The sequence below is a fragment of the Pseudomonas sp. RA_35y_Pfl2_P32 genome, assembly GCF_963970735.1.
In the GTDB taxonomy this organism is placed as follows: domain Bacteria; phylum Pseudomonadota; class Gammaproteobacteria; order Pseudomonadales; family Pseudomonadaceae; genus Aquipseudomonas.
This window is the reverse complement of sequence record NZ_CAXAQF010000011.1, coordinates 151,008-177,547: the sequence shown is the minus strand read 5'-3', so window position 1 is coordinate 177,547 and position 26,540 is coordinate 151,008. Positions and strand designations below refer to the sequence as shown.

33 protein-coding genes are annotated in these 26,540 nt (G+C 62.1%); 17 read left to right on the top strand and 16 right to left on the bottom strand.

Features of this window, described 5'->3' with window-relative positions; genetic code table 11:
- Nucleotides 1–45 precede the first annotated feature (45 nt).
- Nucleotides 46–327, top strand: coding sequence for a hypothetical protein (locus tag AACY45_RS13395; RefSeq protein WP_339545925.1), 282 nt, complete (start codon nt 46–48; stop codon nt 325–327).
- Nucleotides 328–338: 11 nt separating this feature from the next.
- Here AACY45_RS13395 and AACY45_RS13390 read toward each other — a convergent pair whose 3' ends face one another.
- The 4 genes from AACY45_RS13390 to AACY45_RS13375 all read right to left on the bottom strand — a co-directional run bounded on the left by AACY45_RS13390 (nt 339) and on the right by AACY45_RS13375 (nt 2,834).
- Nucleotides 339–569: a hypothetical protein gene (locus AACY45_RS13390; RefSeq protein ID WP_339545924.1), complete on the bottom strand. Its 231-nt coding sequence runs from the start codon at nt 567–569 to the stop codon at nt 339–341.
- A 103-nt stretch (nt 570–672) separates the two neighbouring features.
- Nucleotides 673–1,596 (bottom strand): c-type cytochrome, encoded by a 924-nt coding sequence (locus tag AACY45_RS13385; protein ID WP_339545923.1) that lies wholly within the window; start codon nt 1,594–1,596, stop codon nt 673–675.
- Nucleotides 1,593–2,240 (bottom strand): c-type cytochrome, encoded by a 648-nt coding sequence (locus tag AACY45_RS13380; protein WP_339545922.1) that lies wholly within the window; start codon nt 2,238–2,240, stop codon nt 1,593–1,595. The genes AACY45_RS13385 and AACY45_RS13380 overlap by 4 nt, the downstream gene beginning before the upstream one ends.
- A gap of 243 nt (nt 2,241–2,483) precedes the next feature.
- The gene (locus tag AACY45_RS13375; protein WP_339545921.1) at nt 2,484–2,834 is read right to left on the bottom strand and encodes a hypothetical protein; all 351 of its coding nucleotides are present in this window, start codon (nt 2,832–2,834) and stop codon (nt 2,484–2,486) included.
- 210 nt (nt 2,835–3,044) lie between these two features.
- Here AACY45_RS13375 and AACY45_RS13370 point away from each other — a divergent pair, with 210 nt between their 5' ends.
- The 5 genes from AACY45_RS13370 (at nt 3,045) to ada (ending at nt 6,245) form a co-directional block, all read left to right on the top strand.
- Nucleotides 3,045–3,347, top strand: a complete 303-nt coding sequence (locus AACY45_RS13370) for a DUF1883 domain-containing protein (RefSeq protein ID WP_095168468.1) — start codon at nt 3,045–3,047, stop codon at nt 3,345–3,347.
- A 36-nt stretch (nt 3,348–3,383) separates the two neighbouring features.
- Nucleotides 3,384–3,554 (top strand): hypothetical protein, encoded by a 171-nt coding sequence (locus tag AACY45_RS13365; protein WP_339545920.1) that lies wholly within the window; start codon nt 3,384–3,386, stop codon nt 3,552–3,554.
- Between the two features lie 112 nt (nt 3,555–3,666).
- The gene (locus AACY45_RS13360; RefSeq protein ID WP_445261183.1) at nt 3,667–4,431 is read left to right on the top strand and encodes a 2OG-Fe(II) oxygenase; all 765 of its coding nucleotides are present in this window, start codon (nt 3,667–3,669) and stop codon (nt 4,429–4,431) included.
- Complete coding sequence (gene alkB / locus AACY45_RS13355; RefSeq protein ID WP_339545919.1) at nt 4,421–5,098, top strand: DNA oxidative demethylase AlkB; 678 nt, start codon at nt 4,421–4,423, stop codon at nt 5,096–5,098. The genes AACY45_RS13360 and alkB overlap by 11 nt, the downstream gene beginning before the upstream one ends.
- 85 nt (nt 5,099–5,183) lie before the next feature.
- The gene (gene ada, locus AACY45_RS13350) at nt 5,184–6,245 is read left to right on the top strand and encodes a bifunctional DNA-binding transcriptional regulator/O6-methylguanine-DNA methyltransferase Ada (RefSeq protein WP_339545918.1); all 1,062 of its coding nucleotides are present in this window, start codon (nt 5,184–5,186) and stop codon (nt 6,243–6,245) included.
- On the opposite strand, the gene AACY45_RS13345 is transcribed toward ada, so the two are convergent.
- On the bottom strand, nt 6,242–6,700 hold the full coding sequence (locus AACY45_RS13345) for a GyrI-like domain-containing protein (protein WP_339545917.1): 459 nt from the start codon (nt 6,698–6,700) through the stop codon (nt 6,242–6,244). The genes ada and AACY45_RS13345 overlap by 4 nt on opposite strands.
- 165 nt (nt 6,701–6,865) lie before the next feature.
- On the opposite strand from AACY45_RS13345, the gene AACY45_RS13340 reads away from it, so the two are divergent.
- The 7 genes from AACY45_RS13340 to AACY45_RS13310 all read left to right on the top strand — a co-directional run bounded on the left by AACY45_RS13340 (nt 6,866) and on the right by AACY45_RS13310 (nt 14,078).
- Nucleotides 6,866–7,930, top strand: coding sequence for an NAD(P)H-dependent flavin oxidoreductase (locus tag AACY45_RS13340; RefSeq protein WP_339545916.1), 1,065 nt, complete (start codon nt 6,866–6,868; stop codon nt 7,928–7,930).
- Nucleotides 7,931–8,170: 240 nt separating this feature from the next.
- Nucleotides 8,171–8,938: a molybdate ABC transporter substrate-binding protein gene (gene modA, locus AACY45_RS13335; RefSeq protein ID WP_339545915.1), complete on the top strand. Its 768-nt coding sequence runs from the start codon at nt 8,171–8,173 to the stop codon at nt 8,936–8,938.
- Nucleotides 8,939–9,619 carry a molybdate ABC transporter permease subunit gene (gene modB, locus AACY45_RS13330; RefSeq protein WP_339545914.1) on the top strand — a complete coding sequence of 227 codons (681 nt, stop codon included), beginning with the start codon at nt 8,939–8,941 and terminating at the stop codon, nt 9,617–9,619. It abuts the gene before it with no gap.
- A gap of 3 nt (nt 9,620–9,622) precedes the next feature.
- Nucleotides 9,623–10,711 carry a molybdenum ABC transporter ATP-binding protein gene (modC, locus tag AACY45_RS13325; RefSeq protein WP_339545913.1) on the top strand — a complete coding sequence of 363 codons (1,089 nt, stop codon included), beginning with the start codon at nt 9,623–9,625 and terminating at the stop codon, nt 10,709–10,711.
- Nucleotides 10,712–10,777: 66 nt separating this feature from the next.
- A complete protein-coding gene (locus tag AACY45_RS13320; protein ID WP_339545912.1) occupies nt 10,778–11,815 on the top strand; it encodes a DNA topoisomerase IB in 1,038 nt (345 codons plus the stop codon).
- 144 nt (nt 11,816–11,959) lie between these two features.
- Complete coding sequence (locus AACY45_RS13315; RefSeq protein WP_339545911.1) at nt 11,960–13,612, top strand: ABC-F family ATP-binding cassette domain-containing protein; 1,653 nt, start codon at nt 11,960–11,962, stop codon at nt 13,610–13,612.
- Between the two features lie 235 nt (nt 13,613–13,847).
- Nucleotides 13,848–14,078: a hypothetical protein gene (locus AACY45_RS13310; protein WP_095168489.1), complete on the top strand. Its 231-nt coding sequence runs from the start codon at nt 13,848–13,850 to the stop codon at nt 14,076–14,078.
- 36 nt (nt 14,079–14,114) lie between these two features.
- Here AACY45_RS13310 and AACY45_RS13305 read toward each other — a convergent pair whose 3' ends face one another.
- From AACY45_RS13305 to AACY45_RS13270, 8 genes are all read right to left on the bottom strand, one after another.
- On the bottom strand, nt 14,115–15,086 hold the full coding sequence (locus AACY45_RS13305) for an XdhC family protein (RefSeq protein WP_166591179.1): 972 nt from the start codon (nt 15,084–15,086) through the stop codon (nt 14,115–14,117).
- 1 nt (nt 15,087) lies between these two features.
- A complete protein-coding gene (locus AACY45_RS13300; protein WP_339545910.1) occupies nt 15,088–16,335 on the bottom strand; it encodes a c-type cytochrome in 1,248 nt (415 codons plus the stop codon).
- Between the two features lie 2 nt (nt 16,336–16,337).
- Nucleotides 16,338–16,877: a (2Fe-2S)-binding protein gene (locus AACY45_RS13295; RefSeq protein ID WP_339545909.1), complete on the bottom strand. Its 540-nt coding sequence runs from the start codon at nt 16,875–16,877 to the stop codon at nt 16,338–16,340.
- The gene (locus tag AACY45_RS13290) at nt 16,870–19,701 is read right to left on the bottom strand and encodes a xanthine dehydrogenase family protein molybdopterin-binding subunit (protein ID WP_339545908.1); all 2,832 of its coding nucleotides are present in this window, start codon (nt 19,699–19,701) and stop codon (nt 16,870–16,872) included. The genes AACY45_RS13295 and AACY45_RS13290 overlap by 8 nt, the downstream gene beginning before the upstream one ends.
- 308 nt (nt 19,702–20,009) lie before the next feature.
- Complete coding sequence (locus tag AACY45_RS13285) at nt 20,010–20,243, bottom strand: hypothetical protein (RefSeq protein ID WP_339545907.1); 234 nt, start codon at nt 20,241–20,243, stop codon at nt 20,010–20,012.
- A gap of 104 nt (nt 20,244–20,347) precedes the next feature.
- Entirely contained in the window at nt 20,348–20,572 is a 225-nt protein-coding gene (locus AACY45_RS13280) for a hypothetical protein (protein ID WP_339545906.1), read from the bottom strand.
- Nucleotides 20,573–21,211: 639 nt separating this feature from the next.
- Nucleotides 21,212–21,391 carry a ribbon-helix-helix protein, CopG family gene (locus AACY45_RS13275; RefSeq protein WP_339545905.1) on the bottom strand — a complete coding sequence of 60 codons (180 nt, stop codon included), beginning with the start codon at nt 21,389–21,391 and terminating at the stop codon, nt 21,212–21,214.
- A gap of 180 nt (nt 21,392–21,571) precedes the next feature.
- Nucleotides 21,572–21,877, bottom strand: a complete 306-nt coding sequence (locus AACY45_RS13270; protein ID WP_339545904.1) for a hypothetical protein — start codon at nt 21,875–21,877, stop codon at nt 21,572–21,574.
- 498 nt (nt 21,878–22,375) lie between these two features.
- Here AACY45_RS13270 and AACY45_RS13265 point away from each other — a divergent pair, with 498 nt between their 5' ends.
- Both AACY45_RS13265 and AACY45_RS13260 read left to right on the top strand, forming a co-directional pair.
- Nucleotides 22,376–22,813 carry a hemerythrin domain-containing protein gene (locus AACY45_RS13265; protein ID WP_339545903.1) on the top strand — a complete coding sequence of 146 codons (438 nt, stop codon included), beginning with the start codon at nt 22,376–22,378 and terminating at the stop codon, nt 22,811–22,813.
- Between the two features lie 325 nt (nt 22,814–23,138).
- Nucleotides 23,139–23,339, top strand: coding sequence for a hypothetical protein (locus AACY45_RS13260; RefSeq protein ID WP_339545902.1), 201 nt, complete (start codon nt 23,139–23,141; stop codon nt 23,337–23,339).
- Between the two features lie 32 nt (nt 23,340–23,371).
- Here the strand turns inward: AACY45_RS13260 and AACY45_RS13255 are convergent, their stop codons facing one another.
- Nucleotides 23,372–23,599, bottom strand: a complete 228-nt coding sequence (locus tag AACY45_RS13255; protein ID WP_339545900.1) for a hypothetical protein — start codon at nt 23,597–23,599, stop codon at nt 23,372–23,374.
- 399 nt (nt 23,600–23,998) lie between these two features.
- On the opposite strand from AACY45_RS13255, the gene AACY45_RS13250 reads away from it, so the two are divergent.
- Both AACY45_RS13250 and AACY45_RS13245 read left to right on the top strand, forming a co-directional pair.
- On the top strand, nt 23,999–24,208 hold the full coding sequence (locus AACY45_RS13250; RefSeq protein ID WP_339545899.1) for a hypothetical protein: 210 nt from the start codon (nt 23,999–24,001) through the stop codon (nt 24,206–24,208).
- A 280-nt stretch (nt 24,209–24,488) separates the two neighbouring features.
- Nucleotides 24,489–25,112 carry a histidine phosphatase family protein gene (locus AACY45_RS13245; RefSeq protein WP_339545898.1) on the top strand — a complete coding sequence of 208 codons (624 nt, stop codon included), beginning with the start codon at nt 24,489–24,491 and terminating at the stop codon, nt 25,110–25,112.
- Nucleotides 25,113–25,115: 3 nt separating this feature from the next.
- On the opposite strand, the gene AACY45_RS13240 is transcribed toward AACY45_RS13245, so the two are convergent.
- Nucleotides 25,116–25,883 carry an amino acid ABC transporter ATP-binding protein gene (locus tag AACY45_RS13240; protein ID WP_339545897.1) on the bottom strand — a complete coding sequence of 256 codons (768 nt, stop codon included), beginning with the start codon at nt 25,881–25,883 and terminating at the stop codon, nt 25,116–25,118.
- The gene (locus AACY45_RS13235) at nt 25,880–26,539 is read right to left on the bottom strand and encodes an amino acid ABC transporter permease (RefSeq protein ID WP_339545896.1); all 660 of its coding nucleotides are present in this window, start codon (nt 26,537–26,539) and stop codon (nt 25,880–25,882) included. Before AACY45_RS13235 ends, AACY45_RS13240 begins: the two co-directional genes overlap by 4 nt.
- Nucleotide 26,540: the final 1 nt, after the last annotated feature.

Below are 26,540 nucleotides of genomic sequence, written 5' to 3'. Positions count from 1 at the left end.
GCCTTCTCTGCGCCTGCCCCCCTCCCCCCTGATGGCAACGATCCGATGAAAATAACCCTGGCTGTGATGGCGGTACTGGTCTTGAGTGGGTGTGCCACAGCGTCCAAGACGTACCTGGACGACGGCCAGCAAGGCTTGTCGATCGATTGTTCGGGTGAAGCCAATTCCTGGGCCGCCTGCTACGAAAAAGCCGACGCTTCCTGCGCCGGTACCGGCTACCGGATCGTCGGCACCGAGGGCACGCCAGCGCTCAAGGAAAGCGACAAGACCCTGGGCGCGGATGTCGGCAATTTCAAGAGCCGCAGCGTCGTGGTGGTGTGTAACTAGGCCCCGGGCCGTTACATGTGAATTTCCGCGAATTTGATGCCCAGGCCGCGTATGGTCTCGACCAAGTCATCCAGGCGGGAGAAGGACTCGACCTCGTCGTTGTCGTCCACCAGGAAAAAACTGCGCCCTGCACTTTTCTTGAAAAACACGATCCATTCCCCCGGAGTCGCCGGATTCTGGATCACATGGGTGGCAGAGATGTGACCCTCTGCATGCCGCTCTCTGACTTGCTCACGCTTCATTGCCTGCTCCATTGATGACAATGCCGCCCCAGGCACGATGCTGTTCAGTGTGTTTGGCTGAACAGCATCGTGCCTGGGGCGGCGCTGTGTCGATGCAGACAGTTTACCGGATGCCTTGGCCAATCAGCACGCCATCAACGGTTTGCCCATACAGATTGACCCCATCGTTGGCGTGGAACTTCACCCGGGTCTTCTCCACGGAGCCGTCGATCAGCCGCGGGTCCTGGGGCCGTTCATGGCTATTGATGAACGCCGCCACGTCCCACGCCTGCTGATCGCTGAGGCTCTGCGCCTTGCCCAGGGGCATGTTGTATTGAATGAACGAAGCCGCGGTGTTGATGCGGTGCATGCCCGCTCCCCAGTTGTAGGAATCCTTACCCCAGAGCGGTGGCATCACGTAGTCCTGGCCGACTTTCTGTCCCTGGCCGCTGTCGCCGTGGCACACCGCACACTGGGCCTTGTAGACCTGCGCGCCCTGGGCAATGTCGTAGCCCTTGGCCGGTTGCTTGACCTCAGGATAACCGCGCCCGGGCAGCTCGACACCAATCGGGGCCTTGCTCGCCAGCCAGTAGGCATAGGCCGACAGCGCGCTGATTTCCGGGCCATCGGCCGCTGGCGGCTTGCCGTTCATGCTGAACTCGAAACAGCCTTGCAGGCGCTCGGCGAAGGTATTGACCTTGTCGTTTTTCTTGCGATACGCCGGGTACATCGGGTAAGCCCCCCACAACGGCGCAGAGTTGGCCAAACGGCCCTGATCCAGGTGGCAATTGCTGCAATTGAGACCGTTGCCGACATACGCCGGGGCCTGGCGCTTGGTGTCGACAAACAGGCTGTGGCCCTGGCGCACCAGTTTGCCAAAGGCGTTGTCCGGCAATTCATGCTCGGCCGGCGCCTGGAAATACTCGACGTTTGCGCTACTGGCGGCGGGGATCTTGAGTTCGGACTGGTCGTCCATCACGGTCTGGGCGGCATACCCGTTGAAACTGGCCAGCGCCAGGGCCAAAGGTGCGAGGGAAAGGAATTTCATGGCTTGGCCTCCTGGCTGCCCAGTGCCGCAAAGTAGTCGGCGACCGCCTTGATTTCATCCGGGGTCAGGGATTTGGCGATGTGCCCCATCAGGTCATTGGGGTCGTTGTGCCGGGTGTCATCACGCCAGGCATTCAATTGCCCGACCAGGTAGCTGGCCGACTGCCCGACCAGTGGCGGAAACGCCGTGCCCACTCCCACCCCACCGGGACCGTGGCACATCACGCACTCGGGAATCTGCCGATCCCAGGCGCCGCGCAGCGCTAACCGCGCGCCAAGTTCTGTCGGCGTGGTGTTGCGTGTCACCAGTGGGGTGGTCGGCGCGGGCATGGCGGCCAGGGCGCGGGTGACCGCCTGGATCTCGCCTTCGCTCAGCGCCTTGGCCAACGGCTGCATCACCGGGCTGACCCGCGAGCCACTGCGAAAGTCCGCCAGTTGTTTGCTCAGGTACCCCGCCGACAGACCGGCCAGCCGGGGAAAACCGGCGGCCGGCATGCCCATGCCATCGGCACCATGGCAGGCAAAGCAGGCGGTCGCGGCAGGTAGCGCACCACCCTGGGTATAGATTTTCTGTCCATCGTCGGCAGACACGACGCTGACAGCAATGAGCATCAGGCTGCCCAATACGGTCGGTTTGAAATCCATCTCGAACCCTCTTATTTTAGTTATAAGCTTAGACTTAGTTTGCATAAGCATATAAAGAGTAAGTGATTGTGACGGCTATCTCAACCGCTCAGGCTAAGCGCGGCATCGTTGACGATCATCGCAAGCAGGCTCGCTCACGCAGGGTGCAGGGTGTGTCCGTCGCTGATGACGGGGCACAAAAAAACCCGAGCCGGGAGCGTCCGGGTCGGGCTTGTGGGTGGCGTGGCCGCTGGTCGCCCGGCACTAGCCGGAAATGCACTCGTTGGCGGCAACGCCAATGTCACCTGGGCGCATCGGCACATTGGACAGGCTCTCATGCAGCTTGATGCTGCTGCCGCCGGACCGCTCTTCGATATCGAACACCGCCGCCGGGTCGGTCGACAGCTTGCCGGGGACGATGACCCGCACCCCATCCTTGTGCGGTTCCACTTGCACCGCGCCGCGGCTCTTGGTCAGCTTGTCGGCGACACAGTTGGCATACTCCTGCGGCTTCTTCCCTGAAATCACGTTCATGGTGGGCGGGGTCTGATTGATGTCCGAGACTGTCGCACATCCACTCATCACCAATGCCAGCAACAAAACGCCCTGCTTCATACAAATCCTCCGATAAAGACCCTCGGACAGCGCAAATGCGCTTTTTCTCCGGCCTGCCCTGCTTTATCGCGCAAATAATCGCGGATAACTGTTTTTAATTGTCAAACCCGCTCCCGGCGGCCCGCTTTTCCCCGGCCCGGGCTGATAAACTGGGCCATCGTCCATGCTATCGTTTTGATTTGCTAGAAAAAGCCCTTCTGGAGGCGCCCCATGAAATTTATCCACCAGCGCGAGCACCTCAACGAAGATGACATCGTCGTCATTCAATGCTCGCAGACCTGCAACATCCGCCTGATGAGCGACGCCAACTTCCGCAGCTTCAAGAATGGCGGTCGTCACTCTTACCACGGCGGCGCGTTCGACACCTTCCCGGCAAGAATCACCGCACCCAGCACCGGTTTCTGGAACATCACCATCGACACGGTCACCAGCCGGGCGATCAGCGTGACCCGTAAGCCAACGCTGACCCACTCGATCAAGATCGTCCGCCGGTCCAGCTCCAAGTTCAGCTGATACCCCGCCCGTTCCGCGACACACAGGTACCCCCCCGTGACCCCAACGACCAAGTACGTCATCAAGTACAAACTCAACGGTGAACGCCGCTTCGAGTTCGCCCAACTGGAAAATGGCACCGAAGACGAGGCCAAGGCCGCGCTGGCCGCGATCCATGGCGACAGCCCGGACGTGATTTCCGACATCAGCGTGAGCAAGGCGTTGTAAGCAGTCTGGCGCGCTCGGCAAAACCCGCACAATTTGACCGCAAGCGGCGGAGTGTTGCCTCGTGTCGAGCGGCCCAGACTGGCCCTCCTCGACCCTGGCCCAGGAGCCGGCAATGCGTGTCTCTTCCCTGCCCCTCCCTTTGCCCAACGACCTCGTTGCAGCGCACCACCCTTCGCTGCTGGAGCGCATCGACAACCTGCCCTGGCCCTCACTGGAGCACAGCCTCGACCAGGACGGCTGCGCGATCATCCCGGGCCTGCTCGGTGCCCGGGAATGCCAGGTTCTGCGGGCGATGTACGGCAAACCCGGGCTGTTTCGCTCCCGGGTGGTGATGGCCAGGCACGGTTTCGGTCGTGGCGAATATCAATACTTCGACTACCCGTTGCCCGAGCCCGTCCAGCTATTGCGCAGCGCCCTGTACCCGCGACTGGTACCTTTGGCCAATCGCTGGCAGGCGCGCATGGGCGTGTCTGTCCGCTTTCCCCAGGCCCATCCGACCTTCCTGCAACGCTGCCACGACGCCGACCAGCGACGTCCGACACCGTTGTTGTTGCAATACGGTGCGGGGGACTACAACTGTTTGCACCAGGACCTGTACGGCGAGCACGTATTTCCCCTGCAAGTGGCGATTCTGCTGTCAGCCCCCGAGCTAGACTTCAAGGGAGGCGAGCTGGTGCTCACCGAGCAACGCCCGCGGATGCAATCGCGGCCCATGGTGATGCACCTGGAGCAAGGCGATGGGCTGATTTTTGCAGTGCATCAGCGACCGGTAGCCGGTGCTCGCGGCGACTACCGGGTCAACCTGCGCCATGGCGTCAGTCGCCTGCACAGCGGACAACGACATACCCTGGGAGTGATCTTCCACGATGCACAGTGAGCCCTTGGGCCCAACCACCCTGGACCTGTTTGCCGACGCTGAAGAGCAACCGGCGCGAACCGAACAGCTCGGCCCCCAGGCATTCGTGCTGCGCGGCTTCGCCCTGCCCTGGGTGCCGCGCCTGCTCGCGGCGCTGGAGCAAACGCTGAAGGCGGCGCCGTTTCGCAACATGGTCACCCCCGGCGGCTTCACCCTGTCGGTGGGCTTGAGCAATTGCGGCGCGCTGGGCTGGACCACCGATCGCAGCGGCTACCGCTACACCCCGCTCGACCCCATCAGCGGCCTGCCCTGGCCGCCGATGCCGGAGGTGTTCCGGGAGTTGGCGCGGTGCGCCGCGAGCGAGGCCGGTTTCCGCGACTTTGCCCCGGATGCCTGCCTGATTAACCGCTACCTGCCCGGGGCGAAGATGTCGTTGCATCAAGACCGCAACGAGGGCTCCTACGAGCCACCCATCGTCTCGATCTCCCTGGGCCTGCCGGCGATGTTCCTGTTCGGCGGCGGGCAACGCAGCGACAAGAGCCAGCGAGTGCCGTTGTTGCACGGCGACATTGTGGTCTGGGGCGGCGTCGATCGTTTGCGCTATCACGGGGTGTTGCCACTCAAGGAAGGCCTGCATCCGATACTGGGTGCCCAGCGCATTAACTTCACCCTGCGCACTGCCGGCTGAAACTGCGAATTCGAACGCAAGCTGCCGGGTGCCCTGCGCTGTTGCAGCGGTTACCCTGAGGCAAATCTTCACCGGGTGGCGCGTCATGTCCCAAGCCAAACACAGTATCGAGCAAGACCCACGCTGGGCAGCGGTAGTGGCGCGCGACCCGCGCGCCGACGGGCAGTTCGTCTACGGGGTCAAGACCACCGGGATCTACTGCCGCCCCAGCAGCCTGGCGCGCCTGCCCAAACCGCAGAACGTGGTGTTCTTCGACACCGAGGAACAAGCCCTGGCCGCGGGCTTTCGCGCCAGCAAGCGGGCGGCGGCGGACCAGACCCTGGTCGCCACCCAGCACGCGACCCTGGTGGCGGCCGCGTGCCGGCAGATCGAACACGCCGAGAGCCCGCCCAGCCTTGGCGAACTGGCAACCCGCGCCAGCCTGAGCCCGTTCCATTTTCACCGGGTGTTCAAGGCCGTCACCGGCCTCACGCCCAAGGGCTACGCCACCGCCCAGCGCTCGCGCCGGGTGCGTGAACGCCTGGAATCCGCCGACTCCGTGACCGAGGCGCTGTACGACGCCGGCTTCAATTCCAACAGCCGCTTTTATGAGTCCGCCGATCATTTGCTCGGCATGAAACCCAGCGACTACCGCGCTGCGGGGCAAAACACCGAGATCCGCTTTGCCGTCGGCCAATGCTCCCTGGGGGCGATCCTGGTGGCGCGCAGTGAGCGTGGAGTGTGCGCGATTCTCCTCGGCGACGACCCCAACGCTCTGGTCGAAGACCTGCAGCAGCGCTTCAGCCAGGCGAAGTTGATCGGCGCCGAGCCGGACTTCGAGCACTGGGTGGCCAAAGTCGTGGGGTTTATCGAAGCGCCCGCCCTCGGCCTCGACCTGCCGCTGGATGTGCGTGGCACGGCCTTTCAGGAGCGAGTGTGGATGGCACTGCGTGAGATTCCGCCGGGCAGTACCGCCAGCTACGCCGAGATCGCCCAGCGGATCGGTGCCCCCAAGGCCTTTCGCGCCGTGGCCCAGGCCTGCGGCGCCAACCACCTGGCGGTGGCGATTCCCTGTCACCGGGTGGTGCGCAGCGACGGCGAACTCTCGGGCTATCGCTGGGGGGTGGAGCGCAAGCGGCAGTTACTTGCGCGGGAAAACCAGCCCTAGAAAATACCGATGTGCACCGCCACGCTGTCGGGACCGGTGTAGGCCTCGAAGTCAGTGGCGAAGCGGCGCTTGATCTGCGGATGCGCCTCAAAATACTGCCACACCCGACCCCAGGCCTCGATCACCGCGCCCGGCATCGCTCCTTGGGCATCGAACACCAGGTATTGCCCGCCCTGCACCTCGATGCTTTCGTAGGCGGCCGCGGGCTCATTGACCCTGACCCCGGCCAGCACATCAAACGAGCCGCTCGCGTCGGACTCATAGTTGCTGTACACGCCATACACCAGGGAGTCGGGGGTTTTACCCGGTATTTTTTCGTTCAGCCCTTCGCTGAAAAATCGCCCCCACATCGGACCGATACGCGCGGTTGCCGTCTGTTGCTCAGCCGCGTTGAGCGTGCGCACGCGCAACCCCGACACGCGAAACGGCAACACTTCCAGCTGTTTGATGCTCATGAGCATTCCCTCCTTGAACTCGTTGTTAAAAAATTCATTACCAACGTTACAGGAGAAGTTTATGATTTTCGCCCCCGGCGACAGCTTCGACCCAAAGACCGCCAATGGCTGGCAGTCGATGCTGCCAAGGCCCCTCACCCGATGTTCAACCGGAGCGCACTGCTGATGAGCCAATGGCCAGACACCCGCATTCTTGACCTGTTCGGCATCGAGTTGCCGATCATCCAGGCCCCCATGGCCGGCGCGACCGGCTCGGCCATGGTGATCGAGGCCAGCAACGCCGGCGGCCTGGGCTCGATGCCGGCAGCGATGCTGAGTGTCGAGCAGTTGCGCGAAGAACTCACCCTCATCGGCCAGCACAGCCAGCGCCCATTCAATGTGAACTTCTTCTGTCATCAACCGCCCGTTGCCGACGAGATACGCGCGCGGCAATGGAAACAACTGCTGGAACCCTACTACCGCGAACTCGGCGTCGATTTCGAGGCGCCGACTCCGGTCTCCAACCGCGCACCCTTCGACGCTGCCGCGTGTGCGGTGGTCGAGGAGTTTCACCCCAAAGTGGTGAGTTTTCACTTCGGCCTGCCGGAAAAATCCCTGCTTGATCGGGTCAAGGCCACGGGCGCCAAGGTGTTGTCATCGGCCACCACGGTGGAGGAAGCCATCTGGCTGCAACAGCATGGCTGCGACGCGATCATCGCCATGGGCTACGAGGCCGGCGGCCATCGTGGCATGTTCCTCAGCGATGACCTGAGCAGCCAGATCGGCACCTTGGCCCTGGTGCCGCAGGTGGTCGACGCGGTCAGCGTACCGGTGATCGCCGCCGGAGGCATTGGTGATGCCCGCGGGATTGCTGCGGCGTTCGCCCTCGGCGCCTCGGCCGTGCAACTGGGCACCGCCTACCTGTTCACTCCACAAGCCAAGGTCATCGCCTCGCACTACCGCGCCCTGCGGACCGCCAAGGACAGCGACACCGCAATCACCAACATTTTCACCGGGCGCCCGGCCCGGGGCATTATCAATCGGGTCATGCGCGAGCTCGGCCCGATCTGCCCGCAAGCCCCGGCCTTCCCGCTGGCCGGGGGCGCTTTGTTGCCGCTGCGCGCCAAGGGCGAAGCGGACTTCAGCAACCTGTGGGCCGGCCAAGCCGTGCACTTGGGCATCGAACTGCCCACGGGCGAACTGACCCGGCGCTTGGCGGACGGAGCGCTGGCCCTGATAACCCGCCGATAGGGTCCCGTAGCAGCTGTCGAGCAACGCGAGGCGGCGTCAACGGCGCAGGACGTTCATTCGACTTGGCAATACCGCTGGGGGTCGCTGCGCAACCCAGCGCAGCCTGCGGCAACTGCTACAAAGGCGCGGCAAGAGCGTTGTATACCATTTCTCAGGTGTCCAGCCTTGGAGTGTTCCGTTCATCGTTGATTCGCTATATATTCCGCTATACAGCGTTTCACCCCCTCTCGGAGCCGCTTCATGACTGTTCGTGTCTCACGTTTCGCACCGACTTGCCTGGCGCCCCTAATCGCCTTGTTGGCCCTGGGTTCGGCGCACGCCGATGAAGTTCAAGTGGCGGTGGCGGCCAACTTCACGGCGCCGATCCAGGCAATTGCCGCCGACTTCGAGAAAGACACCGGACACAAGCTGGTGGCCGCTTATGGTGCCACGGGCCAGTTCTACACCCAGATCAAGAACGGCGCGCCGTTCGAGGTGTTCCTGTCGGCGGACGATAGCACCCCGCAAAAACTCGAAAGTGAAGGCGACATCGTCAAGGACTCGCGTTTCACCTACGCCATCGGCACCTTGGCGCTGTGGTCAGCCAAAGAGGGTTACGTCGACGCCAAGGGCCAAGTGCTCGCCGACAACCAGTACCAGCACCTGTCCATCGCCAACCCGAAAGCCGCGCCCTACGGCCTGGCCGCGACCCAGGTCTTGGCCAAGCTGGGCCTGACCGACAAGGTCAAGGCCAAAATCGTCGAAGGCCAGAACATCACCCAGGCCTACCAGTTCGTTTCCACCGGCAATGCACAAATCGGCTTTGTCGCCTTGTCGCAGATCTACAAGGACGGCAAAGTCACCGGCGGTTCGGCGTGGATCGTTCCGGCCGACATGCATGATCCGATCAAGCAGGACGCGGTGATCCTCAACAAAGGCAAGGACAACCCGGCCGCCAAGGCCCTGGTTGACTACCTCAAGGGCCCCAAAGCTGCGGCCGTCATCATGTCCTATGGTTACCAGCGCTAAATGACCCTATCGAGTGCCGATTTCGCCGCCATCTGGCTGACCTTCAAACTGGCGTCCCTGACGACCGTGATTTTGCTGATCATCGGCACTCCCATCGCGTTATGGCTGTCGCGCACCCGCTCCTGGTTGCGCGGCCCGGTCGGGGCGATCGTCGCCCTGCCCCTGGTGCTGCCCCCCACGGTCATCGGTTTCTACCTGCTGCTGAGCCTGGGACCCAACGGTTTTCTCGGCCAGTTCACCCAGGCCCTGGGCCTGGGCACCCTGACCTTCAGCTTTACCGGCCTGGTAATCGGCTCGGTGATCTACTCCATGCCCTTCGTGGTCCAGCCCCTGCAGAACGCCTTTTCGGCCATCGGCACCCGCCCCCTGGAAGTGGCCGCGACCTTGCGCGCCAACCCCTGGGACACTTTTTTCAGTGTGATCCTGCCCCTGGCCCGCCCTGGTTTCATCACCGCGGCGATTCTCGGTTTTGCCCACACCGTGGGTGAGTTCGGCGTGGTACTGATGATCGGCGGCAATATCCCGGACAAGACCCGGGTAGTGTCGGTGCAGATCTACGACCACGTCGAGGCCATGGAATATGCCCAGGCCCACTGGCTCGCCGGGGCGATGCTGGTGTTCTCGTTCCTGGTGTTGCTGGCGCTGTACTCCAGTCGCACGACCAAAACCGGCTGGAGCTGACCGATGAACAACGCCATTCACGTGCGCCTGCAACTGCACTACCCGGATTTTTCCCTGGATGTCGACCTCGATCTGCCCGGACGCGGCGTCACCGCGCTGTATGGCCACTCGGGCTCCGGCAAGACCACCTGCCTGCGTTGCATCGCCGGGCTGGAGCGCGCCGAACAGGGTTTTGTGCAGATCAACGACGAGGTCTGGCAGGACAGCCACCACAAACGGTTTGTGCCACCCCACAAGCGGGCGCTGGGTTACGTGTTCCAGGAAGCCAGCCTGTTTCCCCACCTGTCGGTGCTGGCCAACCTGGAATTCGGCTGGCGGCGCATTCCCCGCTCGCAACGCCGGGTCGACATGGCCCACGCCACGCAGTTGCTGGGGATCGGCCACCTGCTCGATCGCCATCCGCAACACCTCTCCGGCGGTGAGCGCCAACGCGTCGGCATCGCACGGGCGTTGCTCACCAGCCCGCGGTTGCTGCTGATGGACGAACCCCTGGCGGCCCTGGATTCCCAGCGCAAAAGCGAGATCCTGCCGTACCTCGAACGGCTGCACGACGAACTGGACATCCCGGTGCTGTACGTCAGTCATTCCCAGGACGAAGTCGCGCGCCTGGCCGACCATATCGTCCTGCTCAGCGCCGGCAAGGCCCTGGCCAGTGGCCCGGTGGGCGAAACCCTGGCGCGGCTCGATCTGCCGCTGGCCCTGGGCGACGATGCCGGCGTGGTGATCGACGGCCAGGTCAGCGACTACAACCTCGACTACCAACTGCTGACCCTGCAACTGCCCAACAGCCAATTGAGCGTGCGCGTGGCCCATCTGCCGCTGGCCCTGGGCAAGCCATTGCGCTTCAAGGTCCAGGCCCGCGATGTCAGCCTGAGTCTGCACGCCGGCGAACAGAGCAGCATCCTCAATCGCCTGCCGGTGACGGTGGTCAGCGAAATTGCCGCCGACAACGCCGCCCATGTGCTGGTGCGCCTGGACGCCGCCGGTACGCCGCTGCTGGCGCGCATCACGCGCTTTTCCCGGGACCATCTGCAACTGCATCCAGGCCAGGCGCTGTGGGCGCAGATCAAGGCTGTGGCGGTGCTGGCGTAAACCGTTGGCACGACCGCCGACGCCTGCGGTCAATGGCTATACCCGCCCGCCCAAGGACCCAGCGCCATGCCGGACCTCAGCCCAGCCGACTCGCTGCCACCGGACCTGCACTATGTCGATGACACACAGCCGGGGATCCGCCGCAAAACCCTGCGCGGCACGTTCTGTTATCTCGATGTGGCGGGTCAGCGCATTACCGACCCTGTGCAAGTCAAACGCCTCGACGCCCTCGCCGTGCCCCCCGCCTACACCGACGTGTGGATCTGTGCCGACCCCCAGGGCCATTTGCAGGCCACCGGCCGCGATGCCCGGGGACGCAAGCAATACCGCTATCACCCGCGCTGGCGTGAAGTGCGCGATGGCGACAAGTATTCGCGCCTGCTGGCGTTCGGCCTGGCACTGCCCACGCTGCGCCGCCATCTGGAGAAGCAACTGGCAAGCCCCGGCCATGGCCGCGACAAGGTCATGGCCACGGTCATCAGCCTGCTCGACAGCACCCTGATCCGCGTCGGCAACAGCCAATACGCCCGTCAGAACCGCTCCTACGGCCTGACCACTTTGCGCACCCGGCACGTGTCGCTGAACGGCAGCGCCATCGCCTTCCAGTTTCGCGGCAAGAGCGGCATCGAACACCAGATCACCGTCAAGGACCGGCGCCTGGCACGGATCATCAAGCGCTGCCTGGAAATCCCCGGGCAAGACCTGTTCCAGTACCTGGACGAAGACGGGCAACGGCACACCGTGACCTCCTCGGACATCAACGCCTACCTGCATGAAGTGACGGCGGGCGACTTCACCGCCAAGGACTACCGCACCTGGGCCGGCAGCAGCCTGGCCCTGTCAGCGCTGCGCGAGTTGCCCTGGGAGTCGGCGACCGACGCCAGGCAGCACGTCGTCGAGATGGTCAAGCGCATCGCCAAGGAACTGGGCAACACCCCTGCCGTGTGCCGCAAGTGCTACATCCACCCGGCCGTGCTCGACAGCTTCCTGCTGGGCACCCTGGCGCAACTGCCCAAGCCACGCCAACGCAAGCGCCTGAGCCGCGAAGAAGTCGGCCTGATGATGTTCCTGCAAACCCTCGCGCAAAAGCCACAGGGCTTGTAAGGGCTTGCCGATCTACGCTAGGCTGGCCGCCTTTCCTACAGCAGGACGATCTTTCGCCGTGAACCACTAAGCCTTTCAAAAATGTATGCGCAACAAGCCGCCTCGGGCACTTGTTGGCCTTTTTCGACATTTTTTGGAGGTGCCATGACTCACGTCACGCGTCTGCCTGCACTCGTTACCCTGAACCAACTCAGCTACCAGTTTGCCGATGGCGACCGCCTGTTCGACACCCTGGATTTGCGCCTCGACCAGCGTCCCACAGCCATCGTTGGCCGTAACGGCAGCGGCAAATCGGTGCTCGCCCGGTTGATTGCCGGCCACCTGCAACCCAGCGCCGGAACCCTGAACTGCCACGCCAGCGTCGCCTATGTGGCGCAGGACCCCCCGTGCGTCGACGGCCAGACTGTCGCCCAAGCGGCAGGCGTCGCCAGCACCCTCGATGCGCTCGCCCGCCTGGCCGCCGGTCATGCTCGCGCCCAGGACCTGGAGGACGTTGCCGAACGCTGGGACCTGGCGGAGCGCTTCGCATCCATGCTGGCCCAGGCCGGACTTGCCGGGCTCACGGCGCAGCAGCCGATGACCGCCCTCAGTGGTGGTCAACGTGCGCGGATCGCCCTGATCGGCGCCTTTATCAGCCAGGCCGGGTTACTGGTGCTGGATGAGCCAAGCAATCACCTGGACGCTTCGGGTCGACACTGGTTGATGGCGCAACTGGCCGCCTGGCGCGGTGGCCTGATCCTGGTCAGTCACGACCGGCGCCTGCTCGACAGCGTGCAACGCATCGTCGAACTGTCGCCCTTGGGGGTGCAGGTGTTCGGTGGCAACTACGCGGCCTACCTGCAACAGCGCTCGGTGGTGCAAGCGGCGGCCCACGCGGCACTGGAGCACAGTCGCAGCCAGCGCCGCCGCGAACTGCAACGCCTGCAGCGCGAACACGACACCATCACCCAGCACGCCGCCGGGTCGCGCAAGCAGGCACAGACCGCCAACGTCTCACGCTTCGAACGGGCCACCCTGAAAGGCCGCGCGAGCGAGATCATGGGCCACGTGCGGCATGCCCATCAGGCCTGCAAAAACGAACTCAATGCGCAAGTCCGCGAGGCTCATGCACGGGTCATCCCCGATGAGCCAGTGCTGATCCCCTTGCCCGGCACCGCGGTGCCCAACAGCCGACAAATCGTCACCCTGGTGGCTGCGCAGTTGCCGTGGCTACTGCGGCAAACGCCGGGCAGTCGGCTCGACCTGACACTGGTGGGGCCGGTGCGGGTGGCGCTCAGTGGCCCCAACGGTTGCGGTAAATCGACCCTGCTGAAAATGCTCGCCGGGCACTGCGCCGCCGTCAGCGGCCAATGCCAGACCCACGTACCCAGTGCCTACCTGGATCAACACCTGGGGCTACTGGACCCCGAGCGCTCGGTGGTCGAGCAGTTGAATCTGCTGAACACCCCGCTGTCCGAGGGGGCGGTGCGTAGCCGCCTGGCTCACTTGCAGCTGGATGCGCGGCGAGTGCACGTGCCCACGGGCCAGCTCAGCGGTGGCGAGCGCCTCAAGGCAGCGTTGGCGATTGCCTCGTGGGGCAACACGCCTGCGCAGTTGCTGCTGCTCGACGAACCCACCAATCACCTCGACCTGGATTCCGTGCAGGCCCTGGAACAGGCGTTGCGCGGTTTCGTCGGGGCGCTCATCGCCGCCTCCCATGACCCCGTGTTTCTCCAGGCCCTGCAACCCACCCATCACCTGCAATGGACCGCACACGGCTGGCTGCTGCAAGACGCCGGCCAGGCGCTGCCGGGTTGAATCAGGCGACGAACAGCACGTGGTGTTTTTGCAGGTTTTGCAGCGGGATCTATAGTTGATGTGGGCAACAATCCAGTTCCAGGGCGGGGTCTATACTTGGAGCGATGAACACGATGACAACGCGGTGGATCAGACACTGCGCGTCATCGTTGACGTCCATCGCGAGCAGGCTCGCTCCTACAGGTGTTTTTTTGTTGACCTATGCCATCCCTCTCCACTAATGGAGGTGTTTTCCATGTCCGAAAAAGAGTCCATCACCACCCTGCTGACATTGCTCGACTCGCGCCAAACCCGCCTGACGGCGGCATGCAAGGAAATCGCCGACTGGGTCGACAAACATGACGGCCATCCCACGGCGATGAAAATCCGCGACCGCCTGCAAGACATCGAGAAGGACGCGCCGCTGATCCAGAACGCGCTGACCTCGCTCAAACCGCTGGACCGGCCCCTGCCACGCTTCCGCTGAGCCGAGCGCTTTGAGGGCCGTGTGCAGCACCGGTAATCAGAGCTGATTCCGGGCGATACCGCTGCGAATTCGCAGAATGTCGGCCAGCACCGCCAAGGCGATCTCCGCCGGCGTCTTGCTGCCCAGGTTCAGGCCGATGGGCGCGTGTATCCGCGCCAGCTCGGCCTCCCCCAGACCACCGATCCGGCGCAAGCGCTCAAAGCGTTTCTGCGAGGTTTGCAGGGAGCCCATGACCCCGATGTAAAACGCATCGGTGCGTACGGCTTCCATCATGGCCAGGTCGTCGATACGCGGATCATGGGTCAAGGCGACCACCGCCGTGTCGCTGTGGCAACCGCCTTCGGCAATGAACACCGAGGGCAACTGGCGGCGAATCTCCACATGCTCCAGCACTACGCCCTCCAGCACTTCCTCACGGGGATCACAGAGGATCACCTCAAACCCCAGGCCGACCCCAAACTCGGCGCACGCCTGCGCAACGCTGGAGTAGCCGGCGAGCAACAGCCGTTGAGCCGCCCCGACACGCAACCGCACCCGATCGATTTCCCGTTCGATGCGTGGCCCGTGCTCGCGGTCGACCAACAGGCCGCGGGCACCGCTTTGCAGGTCGACTTCACGGATCAGCCGGCGCTGGCCCAATAGCGCGGACTCCAGTTCGCGCAAGTGAGCCTGGACCTCGCAATCGGGCTCCAACCTTTCCACCAGCACATCCAGCAATCCGCCGCAGGGCAGTTTGACCTGGGAACGCGGGTCATCGCCCTCGCCGTAGCGCACCACCGTCACGGCCTCGGCAAACAGGCCTTCGGCCATGCGCTCGAGAAAGTCGTCCTCGACGCAGCCACCGGACAACGAGCCGATCCAGTGCCCGCTGTCGTTGACCGCCAGCATCGAGCCCGGCGCACGAGGCGCCGAACCGTAGGTGCTGAGCACACTGCACAACCACACACGCTGGCCCGCGCTGGACCAAGCCAGCGCGCGCCGTATCACTTGCAGGTCAAGATGCTGCATGTCAGTGCGCCTTGTGCTCCGCGGGAGCCTCTGCCTTCAGTTGTTCGATCTGGCTGATCAGCAGGTCAGTCGGTTGCCCGCCCCAGGCCTGACGCAGGTAGTTGATCAGGTCGGTGGATTGCTGCGTGCTCAACTTGTCGGCAAAACCCGGCATCGGCTGCATGCGCTCGAAACCGGAAAACTGCTGCTCGCCAATCCCGTCATCGATCACCCGCAGCAGGTTGCGCGGATCTTCCAGGCGCAGGGTGGTGTTGCCTTGCATCGCCACGGCGATGTGCGGCTTGCCTTCACCATTGCTGCCATGGCAACCGGCGCAGACGTTCAGGTAGTCCTGGCGACCGCGCTGGGCGCTGGCAGTGAGCTGGTCCGGCGTGACCTCGCTAAGCACCTTGGGTTGCGGTGGTTGCTCGCCCAGCAGGAAGGTGGCCATGGCCGCCAGGTCCGGGTCGCTGAGGTGTTGGGTGCTGTTGTGGAACACCGGGAACATCTCGTTGAACATCGTGCCCTGGGCGCTCATGCCATGCTTGAGGAACGAGCTCAGGTCCTGATGATTCCAGCCGCGAGCCGCCAGGTCGTCGGCCAGCAGGCTAGGCGCCAGGTAGCCGTTGAGCAGGCCGCCGGTCATGCGTTTGTCCTGCTGCATGGCGCCGGGCAGGCCGCGTGGCGTGTGGCACTCGCCACAGTGGCCAAGCACATCGACCATGTACTGGCCGCGTTTCCACTCCTGGCCCTTGCCTTCGGCCGGTTCCAGCTTGACGTCCTTGCCGTAGAGCATGTTCCAGCCCATCAGGCCCAGGCGCACGTTGAACGGGAAGCTCAGGCGGGTGACCGGTGCCGCGCGATTGATCGGCGCGATCGTCTTCAGGTACGCGTGGATCGCGTCGGAATCGGCACGGGGCATCAGGTGGTAGGACGTGTACGGCATGGCCGGGTACAGGTTGGCGCCGTCGCGCCGCTTGCCTTCGGTCAAGGCGGCGAAGAACTCGTCATCGCTGTACAGGCCGATGCCGTGCTCCTTGTCCGGGGTGATGTTGGTGCCATAAATGGTGCCGAACGGCGAGACGATCGGCAGGCCACCGGCATACGGCGCGCCACCGGGCGCGGTATGGCAGGCCATGCAGTCGGCCGCTCGCGCCAGGTATTCGCCCTGCTTGACCTGCTGTGGGTCCGCCGCCAGGACCGCTGGGCTGGCCAGCAGCGCAACCGCCAGGCCCACGGCACTGGCGACGCCGCTAAGTAGTCGATTCATGCTCAACCCTCCTTGACCAGGCCAAGATCGTTGAGCACGTGGCGCGTGGCGCTGTAATAGCGCACGTAGCCGGTGCAACGGCAGATGTGGTGACCGAGGCTGTCCTCGATCACCGCTTCCAGCTGGCTTTGCTTGATCGGCTGGCGCTGCAGCTTTTCCACCAGCACGGTGGCGGCGTTGACGAACCCCGGCGCGCAGTAGCTGCACTGAAACGCAAATTCGTCGACGAAGCGCTGCTGGATCGGGTTCAGCTCAGTCACCTTGCCAGCCTCGTCTCGGGTCGCATGCCCCTCGATGGTGCGGATCTTCTTGCCTTCGAAGTAATGTGCGCCGGTGATGCAGGTGCGCACCTCCTCGCTGGTGCCGTCGGGATTGTCGACGATCACCACGCAGGCATGGCAGATGCCCTGGCCGCAGCCCAGGCGCGAGCCGGTGAGGTTTCGGTATTCGTGCAGGTAGTCGATCATCGGCAGATCATCAGGGACCTCGACGGGACCGACGGTTTGACCATTGAGGGTCATTTGGAGCGGACGGTTAGCCATTGAGGGCCTCCTTGATGCGCGCTGGAGTGATAGGCAGGTCACGGACCCGTTTGCCGATGGCGTGGGCCACGGCGTTGGCGATGGCGCCCACCACCGGGATCATCACCACCTCGGCGATCCCCTTGGACGGGTCGCTGGGCGACAACGGTGGCAGGATTTCCGAGGTCTGTTTCCACACCGCGACATCCTTGGCCCGCGGCAGACGGTAACGGTTGAAGTTCCAGTCACCCTCCCCTGGCCCGCCTTCGTACAACGGCATTTCCTCCAGCAACGCGTGGCCGATGCCCATGGCGATTCCGCCCTCAAGCTGGCCCTTGACCAGTTCCGGCACCAGCACCCGGCCGCACTCCAGCCAGGAGTGGTGGTTGAGCACTTGCACCTCACCCGAACCCTTGTTGACTTTCAGCTCGACGATGGTCGCCACCGGGCTGTAGTAAGTCACCGCGGCGTTGTTCAGTTGCGTGGCCGGGTACGCCACGTTCTGGCGGTCGAGCAGGTGGAAACCAGCGCTGCTCATCTGCGCCTTAATCGCCTGCGGCGCGCCATCGCCGTACTTCACGGCCAGCGCGTCGAGCGGCAGGCGCTCGCGCACGCCGTTGATGTTGTACTCCGCCTCGGCCCAGCTCCAGCGGTTGAAACCATGCACCGTGGCGCCGGTCACCAGCCCGCGTTCATGGGCACGCTTGGCCAACACGGCCAATGGCAGCGGTTCCATGCCGTTGGCCGTCAGCTTGCCATCCACCCAATGGGCGTCTTCTCGGCGTACCACGTAGGGGTTGGCCTGGCCGCCAAACGGACCCTGGCGCCAGATTTCCACGGCGGCTGGCCACAGGCCGTGGTTGAACAGCACGCGCGCCGCCTCGCGGGTGGCGTGACTGAAGTAGTAGGCCGAGTTGGTGGCCGACGACGCCGAGGCAATCTTGCCGACCCAGCGCGGGTTGCGCAGCACGCTGTCCTGTTCGGCCTGGCTCATGATGTAGGGGTTGCCGCTGCTGGTCAGTTGCAGTTCGTCCCACTCGGTTTCGCCGGTCTTGACTTCGCTGGCCGGGCTGCCGAGGAAATCGGCGACCACCAGGGCCTGGGACGTGGACATCCCGGTGCCGATCTCGATGCCGATGTGGCGCAGGGTGATGTGCCCCTGTGCGGTGAACTCGATGCTCGCCATCGGCGCTTCCGAACCGGTGCCGAAGTCTTTCTGGCAAATGGCGAAGCCGATCCCGTACCAGTTGTCGGGGTCCTTGGCGTCTTCGGTCTGTTTCAAGGCCTTGCGGTTTTTCCACAGCTCGAAACCGGCGGCCTTCTCGAGGATCTCGTGCAGGCGCAAGGCCCCGGCCGGCACTGCGCCCTGGGTGTTTTTCATGCCCGACAGCAACACGTTTTTCTTGCGCAAGTCGATGGCATCGATGCCCAGGCGATCGGCGATTTCGTCGACCATCATTTCGGTCGCGGCCATGCTCTGCAGGGTGCCGTAGCCGCGCATGGAGCCGGCTTCAACGCCGCGCGAGTGGTAGGCGGTCACTTGCAGGTCGTTCTGCGGCATGTAGTAGATCGACTGCGCCGCGGTGGCGCCCACTGCCGCGACCGAAGGGCTGTAGTTGATCCGGCCACCGCCGTCGACGGTCATGTCGGCGCGGAAAATCTTGAAGCTGTGATCCTGCTTGTCGACCGCCAGTTGGTAGCGGATGTCGAACGGGTGGCGCTTGATCCCGCTCTGGAACTGCTCGTAGCGGTCGTTCGCCAGGCGCACCGGTACACCGTTGCCGTACAACGCCGCCAGGGCCGCGTAGTAGACAAAGATGTTGTGGTCCTTGGAGCCATAACCCACGGTGTAGCCAGGGTGCATGTTCAGCGCGTCGAGGCCGAAACGCGACGGCGCGATCATCTTCGCGGTGTCCGAGGCGGTTTCCAGCGGGCACTGGGTCGCGACCACAAAATGCAGGGTCTTGGTCGCCGGGTCGTACCAACCGTTGCCGTTGTCCGGCTCCAGGGCTGCAGGCTCGATGGACGGCGTCTTGTAGCGCTCGTCAAAGACCAACCAACCCTCCGGCGGCGTTTGCAGTTGCTGCTGCATGCGGTCGGCGTAAAACAGCCCGCGCTCGGTCAGGTTGCCGTGCACGTTGGGCTGGGCATTCCATACCGGGCGGCGTTCGCGAATCATCGGGAACAGGATCGAGTCCTTGAGGCTGGCGAACTCGTCTTCGTCGGCCGAGGTCGCCCCCCCCACCCGCACGTAGCGGAAGCTGCCATAGGGGTCGCGGGTATAGAGCGGCGCCTGGGCACCGTAGCGGATCGCCTTGTCGTTGAACTTGAGCTTGTTCTTGGCCTGGCGGAAACGCTCGAAGTCGTTCCAGATCAGGATCGCCACCGGGTGGCCGATAAACATCGGTACCTTGCCGGTCGGCAGCAGCGGATCGGGAGCGTGGTCTTCCGGGAAGGCAATGCCGTCCTGCTCCAGGTCCTGGGCGGTGACGATGCGATCCGGTTGCAGGTCGGCACCCAGCAGCGCCAGGTCGAACCCTTCATAGATACGATCGGCACGAATGGTCTTGAGCAGCATCGCGTGACCCTGCTGCTGGGGCCAGCCCGGCATGTCCTTGGCACGGATGTCGCGGGCAAACACCTTGCTGCCGCAGACCTTGGACAGCGAGTCGTTGCGCATGCGGGCCTTACCGTTGCTGCCAAGCCATTGCTCGGACGGCACGGTCACGCTGTTTTCCATCAAGGCCGCCAGCGCCTGGGAGCTGAGCGGTGTCAGCGTCACGCTGACGCCAGCGATCAACCCGCCCTGCAGGAAGGAGCGCCGGGATATATCACGGTTGGACATGGATCATCCTCTGGACGGTTATGAAATCCGTCCATGTCGTTATGGTGTTCTGGAAAATTCAGGTCATTCAGAAACCCTTCCTGGCGATGCGAAGGGCCGACAAACCAAAAAAGTTGACCTAATGGTTAACTTTATCGAATTTGTCCGGCCTGGGCAAAAGTAATAGTAGTTGGAAGCTGAAATTTATCTGGGCACGAGGCATGGGCAGAAGCAGTCGGACGACTGCTTCTGCTGGGGGATGACTGAAAGAGCGCGGGGCTCTTGGGGTTTTCGCGGGTGGGTCCTGGCAGACGCTGTGGTGATGCAGCTCAGGTGCTCAGATTGATTTTGTGAGCCTTGACTTCATTGGCGTAGCTGACGAGCCGCGCCTCGGTTTTTTCGAACACCTCGCACATCCTCAGCAACGCCTGCGCGTCCACCGGGTTGCCTGCCTGCTGCAGTCGCTCGGCAATGGCCTTGATGTCCACCGCCGACCACCGCAGGTCCGATGCAATGCCTTGCAGGTCGCGGCGCAGTTCCTGTTCCGGCTTGTTGAGTAACATGACAATGGCCTCCGTCTCTGGGTACGACTGGTAAAGGTGCACGGGAAAACTGTAGCACCTTAATCGCCCGACTTGATCGCGGCTCGATACACCGGGCACGGCGCTCAGATCCGGTAATCCCTGAATAGCTCTTCCTTGATGATCAACAAGGCATCCTCGTAGTAACGCTCGCCCCGGGCTTCGCTCAGGGGGACGCGCCTGACGCTCATGTCGCCGCCTTTGGGCCGGTGTTCGCAGGTAAGGAAAAACGCCGCGGTCTGCGGTTCGAATTCCAGGTAATAGAACAGCTCGCGCCCTTCCCGGTGCCAATAACCAATTTCTCTGCGCATCAGTGACCCACTCACCTGTTCAAGTGCGGTCATTCTAACGGGAGTGTTGGCTGAGGATGGGCGGCAGCAGGGAAAGTGATCAATGAGCCCTTTGCGCGTTGCGCGAGCAGTTGGCCAGAGGCGCAGCAATTGACCCGAAGGGTGGCATCGGACTCATTGATCGTTGCCCAGCTCAATGTTGGGCGATTTCCATTTGAGCAAATGGAGATGCGGTGCACGTCGTGAGCCAACCCGCTTCTTGGGGTGCGGCCCTCGTGCAATTACTTTTTTAGCAGAGGCCCGGGGGACGGTCTAATAACCTTTTGTCCTGGCCTTATGGTGGCTGGGAATATCTGCCATCAGGTGGGATGGTCAAACTCCAGGCAAAAAAAAGCCCAAGTAGCTGATGGAAACTTGGGGCTTAAAAATGCATAAACCGTGGTGGTGAACGCAGGGCGATAGTAACCCGACCCGATGACTTGTAACAAGATATTTACATGTAAAAAATGAAATAAATTTTAGCTAAGTGCTTAAATAACCACACTTTTTTTACGTAAAAAGGTTAATTCCCGACTGCCAAAACTCTCCCGGACAATCGATTATGGGCAGTGCCGCAACCACGGCTGTGCCTCCACCCGGGACGGCGCCTAACCCAACGACCTACTGGATAAGGTGTTTGGGAGATAGCACCGGCGGGCAATCGGCATCTTCCAGATAGTCTTTTATGAGCTTGCGAATGATTTGCGAAGTGGTCAAGTCAGAGAGCGCAGCAAGATCCTCAAGTTCTTTTTTGGTCTGCTGGTTTATCAATATAGTCAGGCGTGCAGTTCTATTGGGCATTTTACGATCCTTGTGACCTGCGCAGCCGGGTCGAGGTTGCGAGCGGAATTCCAGTTCCTGGTTTAAATGATAAATACAATATTCTTGAGCCCCATGGACCTTAGTCCAATCTCCAGGCAATGCCCACTTTTTTGCGCGAAGCAGATTTTCAGTACCGGACCTCAGGCGCGCACGGCAAGCTCAACGCTTGGTACAGATCGGACTGTTGGCGTGGGTCATCGCGCGGTCGGCCCCCATGGTGTAGTAATGCATCGGCCCCGCGCTGTAGAGCGTTTCCGGCAGGCCCCAAGCGTCTTCAGTGATGCGGCTTTCGACCACCAGCCCGCCATTGACTTCGTAGGTCCCGACAAAAACCACCTCGACTTTTCCCTGGCACTTACCCGAAGCCATTTCCGAAACTCGGCCGTTTTCATGGTAAACCGTCACAAAATGCGCATCCGGGTATTGCTGCATGAACAGGTGATACACATTGGATCTTATGTACATCTAACACTCCAGATTCAACCACCCGCTAGTTGCCAACAGTAGCGCGACTTCCCTGTTAATTACCACCTGCTAACTTGCCGGCCACATGACAAATGTAGAGCACTCAGGCACGACTCAATCAGCGCAAGGCGATGAGAAGTGTGGGTATGACGGGGTGCCCGAAGTCGAGGTCAAAACCAGCGTCGGCGCATTGTTCACCGGCGCCCTGGCGCGCACCACACCTGCGGCGTTCATGGTCTGCGCCCTTTCACTGGCTATCAGCTTGTCGAAAATTAACGCTCGCCGGTTGCTGCTGGCCAGATGGGCTATTGGCATGGCGCAACCCACCGTTCCGTGCAACCTGCATGGCACTCTCCGCCCAACCAGCCCATAAGCCTTTGATTTTACTTGGCGTATTACATCGCCCCGCTGGCACAGGCCCTGCAACGTCTATTGGGTGTTTCCTGCGTTAGGCATAGACCGAACCGTAATGCCCCCGTGACCAAAGAGGTGACCTGCATGAACGCCATTGACCTGTTGCAAGCTGACCACGAGCGCGTCAAAGCCATTCTGACCCAACTCAGTGAGTCGACCGACCGCGCCGTGAAAAAACGCACCGACCTGGTGGCCAAGCTGGAGATGGAGATCGCCATCCACACCCGCCTGGAAGAGGAGATCCTGTACCCGGCATTCAAAAAAGCCGGGGGTAAGGAGCAAGATGAGATGTACTACGAGGCCAAGGAAGAACACCGCACGGTCGATTCCCTGGTGTTGCCCGACCTCAGGCTGACCGACCCCACCACCCCGGCGTTCGCCGGTCGAGCCAAGGTGGTGAAGGAGCTGCTGGAGCATCACATCGAGGAAGAAGAAACCGAGATGTTTCCCCAGGCGAAAAAGCTCTTGGGCAAGGCCACCCTGGAAGAGCTGGGTAAACAGATGGAAGCCATGAAGGCGTAGTACAAAAAAGACCTCAGCAACGGCAAGATCGCCGCATAACCGATAACGGCCGTATTGGTCCAGCCATCAGCGCTGGGCCAGTGCGCTCCTCAGTGTGCAAATCGGTCCCAAGATTGTCAGTGCTCCGTCACATTTGTTTAACGCAACTCCCCCACCATTCGTCGCGTAGCGATAAGTCATGGGGTTCCCCCTATACTGTCTGGCTTAGGGATTGCACAGGCCCGCACTAGCGCCGCGCCACGACGAAATTCTGACGCACCGGGCTAATTCAATCTAACGTTTAAGGACACCAGCGAAACGCTTGGTCAGTCACCGGAGATGTAACGTGTCAACTCTTCATGAAATCGCAGCGAACCACGCGAAAATGGCCAAGGAACAGGAACAAGAGTCGACCCGACTGAGTGAGCGCGCGCCCCAGGTAGTGGGTAATCTGGAATTGCCCTGCACGGATGAGCAACCGCCGATGCCGCTGCACCTGATGGCTGGCGTACAGGACAACACACTCGGCCAGGCCGCCAGCTACTGACGCGCAGGCGTCAGCCTCTGTCCCGGCCCCTTTCACTCCTGAACCGAACCTCCCATGCATTGCGCGGTGCTGGCAAAAGCAGTGCCCGCCTGCTGGACAAGCGCGCGCCACTCGTCACTGCTGATCAGTTGCGTGCGCTCCATATGGTCGGCCGCGCGCAACAGCTTGTTGTAACGATCTTCGGCGTTGATGAGGCTTTGCGGCATCAGGAACAGTCTGCGCCAATGGGTCAGCGCCTGGTTCCTCAGATCATCTTTCATAGGTTCCACCCAATTGACGGTGCCGGTCGCGACTAGCCGAAAGTCAGCATGTTGAACAGATTGAACACCGTGTACGCCGTGGCTGCCATCAAGATCAATGCAGCGAAGAATTTTTGTTTTATCAAGAGAACACATCCATGTCCGGGCGGCGTGACGGCACCCTAATGTGCCGCCCGAGAGTATGCCGACAGCAATATCAATCCGCCATCACTCTCGACAAAAAATCTCCTCCCTCTGCGCTCAACCGCGCAACGGGGCCTTGGCCGCTGCGTCGGCAAGCCGCCTCCTACACAATCCGCGCAGCGCAAGAAATTGCGCTGCGCCCCTGCCGACGCCCACGCGTCCGGCCTCCTCCCGCTGATGTGGCTGCTACGCTGAAACCACCACGGAGGATTCGCCATGCCCAATTCCGACCTGCTGCCTTCCCTGCTCTCCAAGCTCAACGAAAACCAGCTCGCCCTCGAAGCGGCCATTCTGGAACTGTCGAACTGGGTGGAGCTGCGCGGCTCACCCGATGTCGCCGACCACGTGCGTAGCGCCCTGGACACCATCGACCACAACGAGGAGTTCATCAAACTGACGCTGGCCGTACTGATGACACCCGAGTGACCCGCTGCCTGCCCGGCACAGGCGCCACTCCCCGGTGAAGTACTTCAACAACCACAACGCCCCCATCCCGAGCGCCAATGTCGGGAGCGTGCTTCGAGTCTTCCAGGTAACCCAGGCCGCCCGCACACCGTGCATGAATGCGTCCCTTGCTGTTCGGTAAGGCATTTGGACACCTTTTAATCTGTTCGCGTCGCCCGGTATCGAGACCATTAAAGGTTACAAAGCACTGCAGGGGGATTTATCGTTCCTGGATGGATTACTCAGTGAGAGGTAGCACCTGGTGTTGACGGTAACGTGGATAAGACATGGCGAGAGCGCCGCCAATGCCGGCGGCTCATCGTCGGACCCGGCCCTGATCCCCCTCACTGCGCGCGGCAGAGCCCAGGCCCAAGCCATTGCCGAGACCTTGCCGGCGGCACCGGACTTGATCCTGATGTCACCGTTTACCCGAGCCCAGGATACCGCGGCCCCTACCCTCAGGAAGTTTCCGGAGGCCCAGATCGAGGTGTGGCCGGTCGAGGAGTTCACCTACCTCTCGCCCGAAAGCTGCCGGAATACAACGGCGGCGCAAAGACGTCCATGGGTAGACGCGTATTGGCGTGCTGGCGATCCGGATCACACCCACGGGCCCGGGACAGAGTCATTCCGAGACCTGGTGCTGCGCGCGCAAGCAGCGCTGCGCCAACTGCAGGGCAACAGCGGCTCGGTGCTGGTGTTCGGCCACGGGCAGTTCATGCAGGTTGTGCGCTGGTTGATCCTGCTGGCGCCCCAGCAAATTGATGCAGCGGCCATGGGCTCGTTTCGTGAGTTCGACCAGATCAACCCTATCGTTAATGGTGAAGCGCTTTGCTTCACCTTTGATGGACAACGCTGGTCGAGCGCGATGCAACACCTGCCCACCTAAAAACTATCGGTCGTGCAGATGCTTTTTCAGGAATGACCGAGTCCGCTCGTGAACGGGGTTTTGCAGGATATCCTGCGGTGCCCCCTCCTCCACCACCACCCCACCGTCCATAAACACAATCCGGTCTGCCACTTCGCCGGCAAAGCGCATTTCGTGGGTGACGATCAACATGGTCATGTGCTCCGCAGCGAGCTGCTTCATGACCTGGTTGACCTCCTCCACCAACTCGGGGTCCAGCGCCGAGGTCGCCTCATCGAACAACATCACTTTGGGCTGCATCGCCAGCGCCCGGGCAATCGCCACGCGCTGCTTCTGGCCGCCCGACAAGCGCGAGGGATACTCATCGAACTTGTTGGCCAACCCCACTTTTGACAAGTATTCCATGGCCAGTTCACGGGAGGCTTTTTTCGAAAGGCCCTTGAGCTTGATCGGGCCAAGGGCAATGTTTTCAAACACGGTCAGGTGCGGAAACAGATTGAAGTGCTGGAACACCATGCCCATCTGCTGACGGACCGCATTGATATGCTGCTCATAGGCACGACCTTTCAATGGCCGGTTGACGTGTTCACCCTCCAGCCAGATCTCGCCATCGTTAAGCACTTCCAGTTGGTTGATTGACCGCAACAGCGTGCTTTTACCCGAACCGCTGGGGCCGATGATGGCAACGATTTGTCCGCGCGAGACCGAAAGATCGATGCCCTTGAGTACTTCGAGTGCGCCGTAGGCCTTACGTGCGCCCTTGACCTCAACCATGATTTTTTCGCTGATCATCGTGACATCTCTACCTTTTTTTCGAGAAGATGCAGGCCGACTTCCAGAACAAGATTGGCTGCATAGTAAATAACCGCAACTGTCAGATAGAACTCAAACGGGCTGTAGGTTTCACTCACGGCCAATTGGGCGCTATACACCAACTCGGCAATACCGATGATGGAAACCAGAGACGTGTCCTTGAGCAGGACAATCAGGTTGTTGCCCAGAGGAGCAATGGTGCTGCGCAGCGCTTGCGGCACGATGACGTAACGCTGGGTCTGGCCACGGCTCAGGCCAATGGAGCGGGCGCCTTCGATCTGCCCAGGGTCCACTGACACCACGCCGGCGCGAATCACGTCGGCGTTGTAGACCGCGAAGTGCAGGCTAAGACCGATGATGCCCGCCCCCAGTGCGGGAATGTCGATCCCGACCTGCACCAGGCCGTAATAAATCACGTATAGCTGCAGCAGCAGTGGCGTGCCCATCAGCAACCAGGTCATAAAACGCACCGGCAGCGCCATGAGTTTGGGCGCATACAGCACGATCAGCGCAAAGGCGATCCCCGCCAGCAAACTCAAGAGGCTGGAACTGACAAACATCACGACCGTCCACCACAGCCCCGTCGCCAGCAACTCGGAATAAGGTGTAACTATGCTTAGATCCAGACCTTGCATG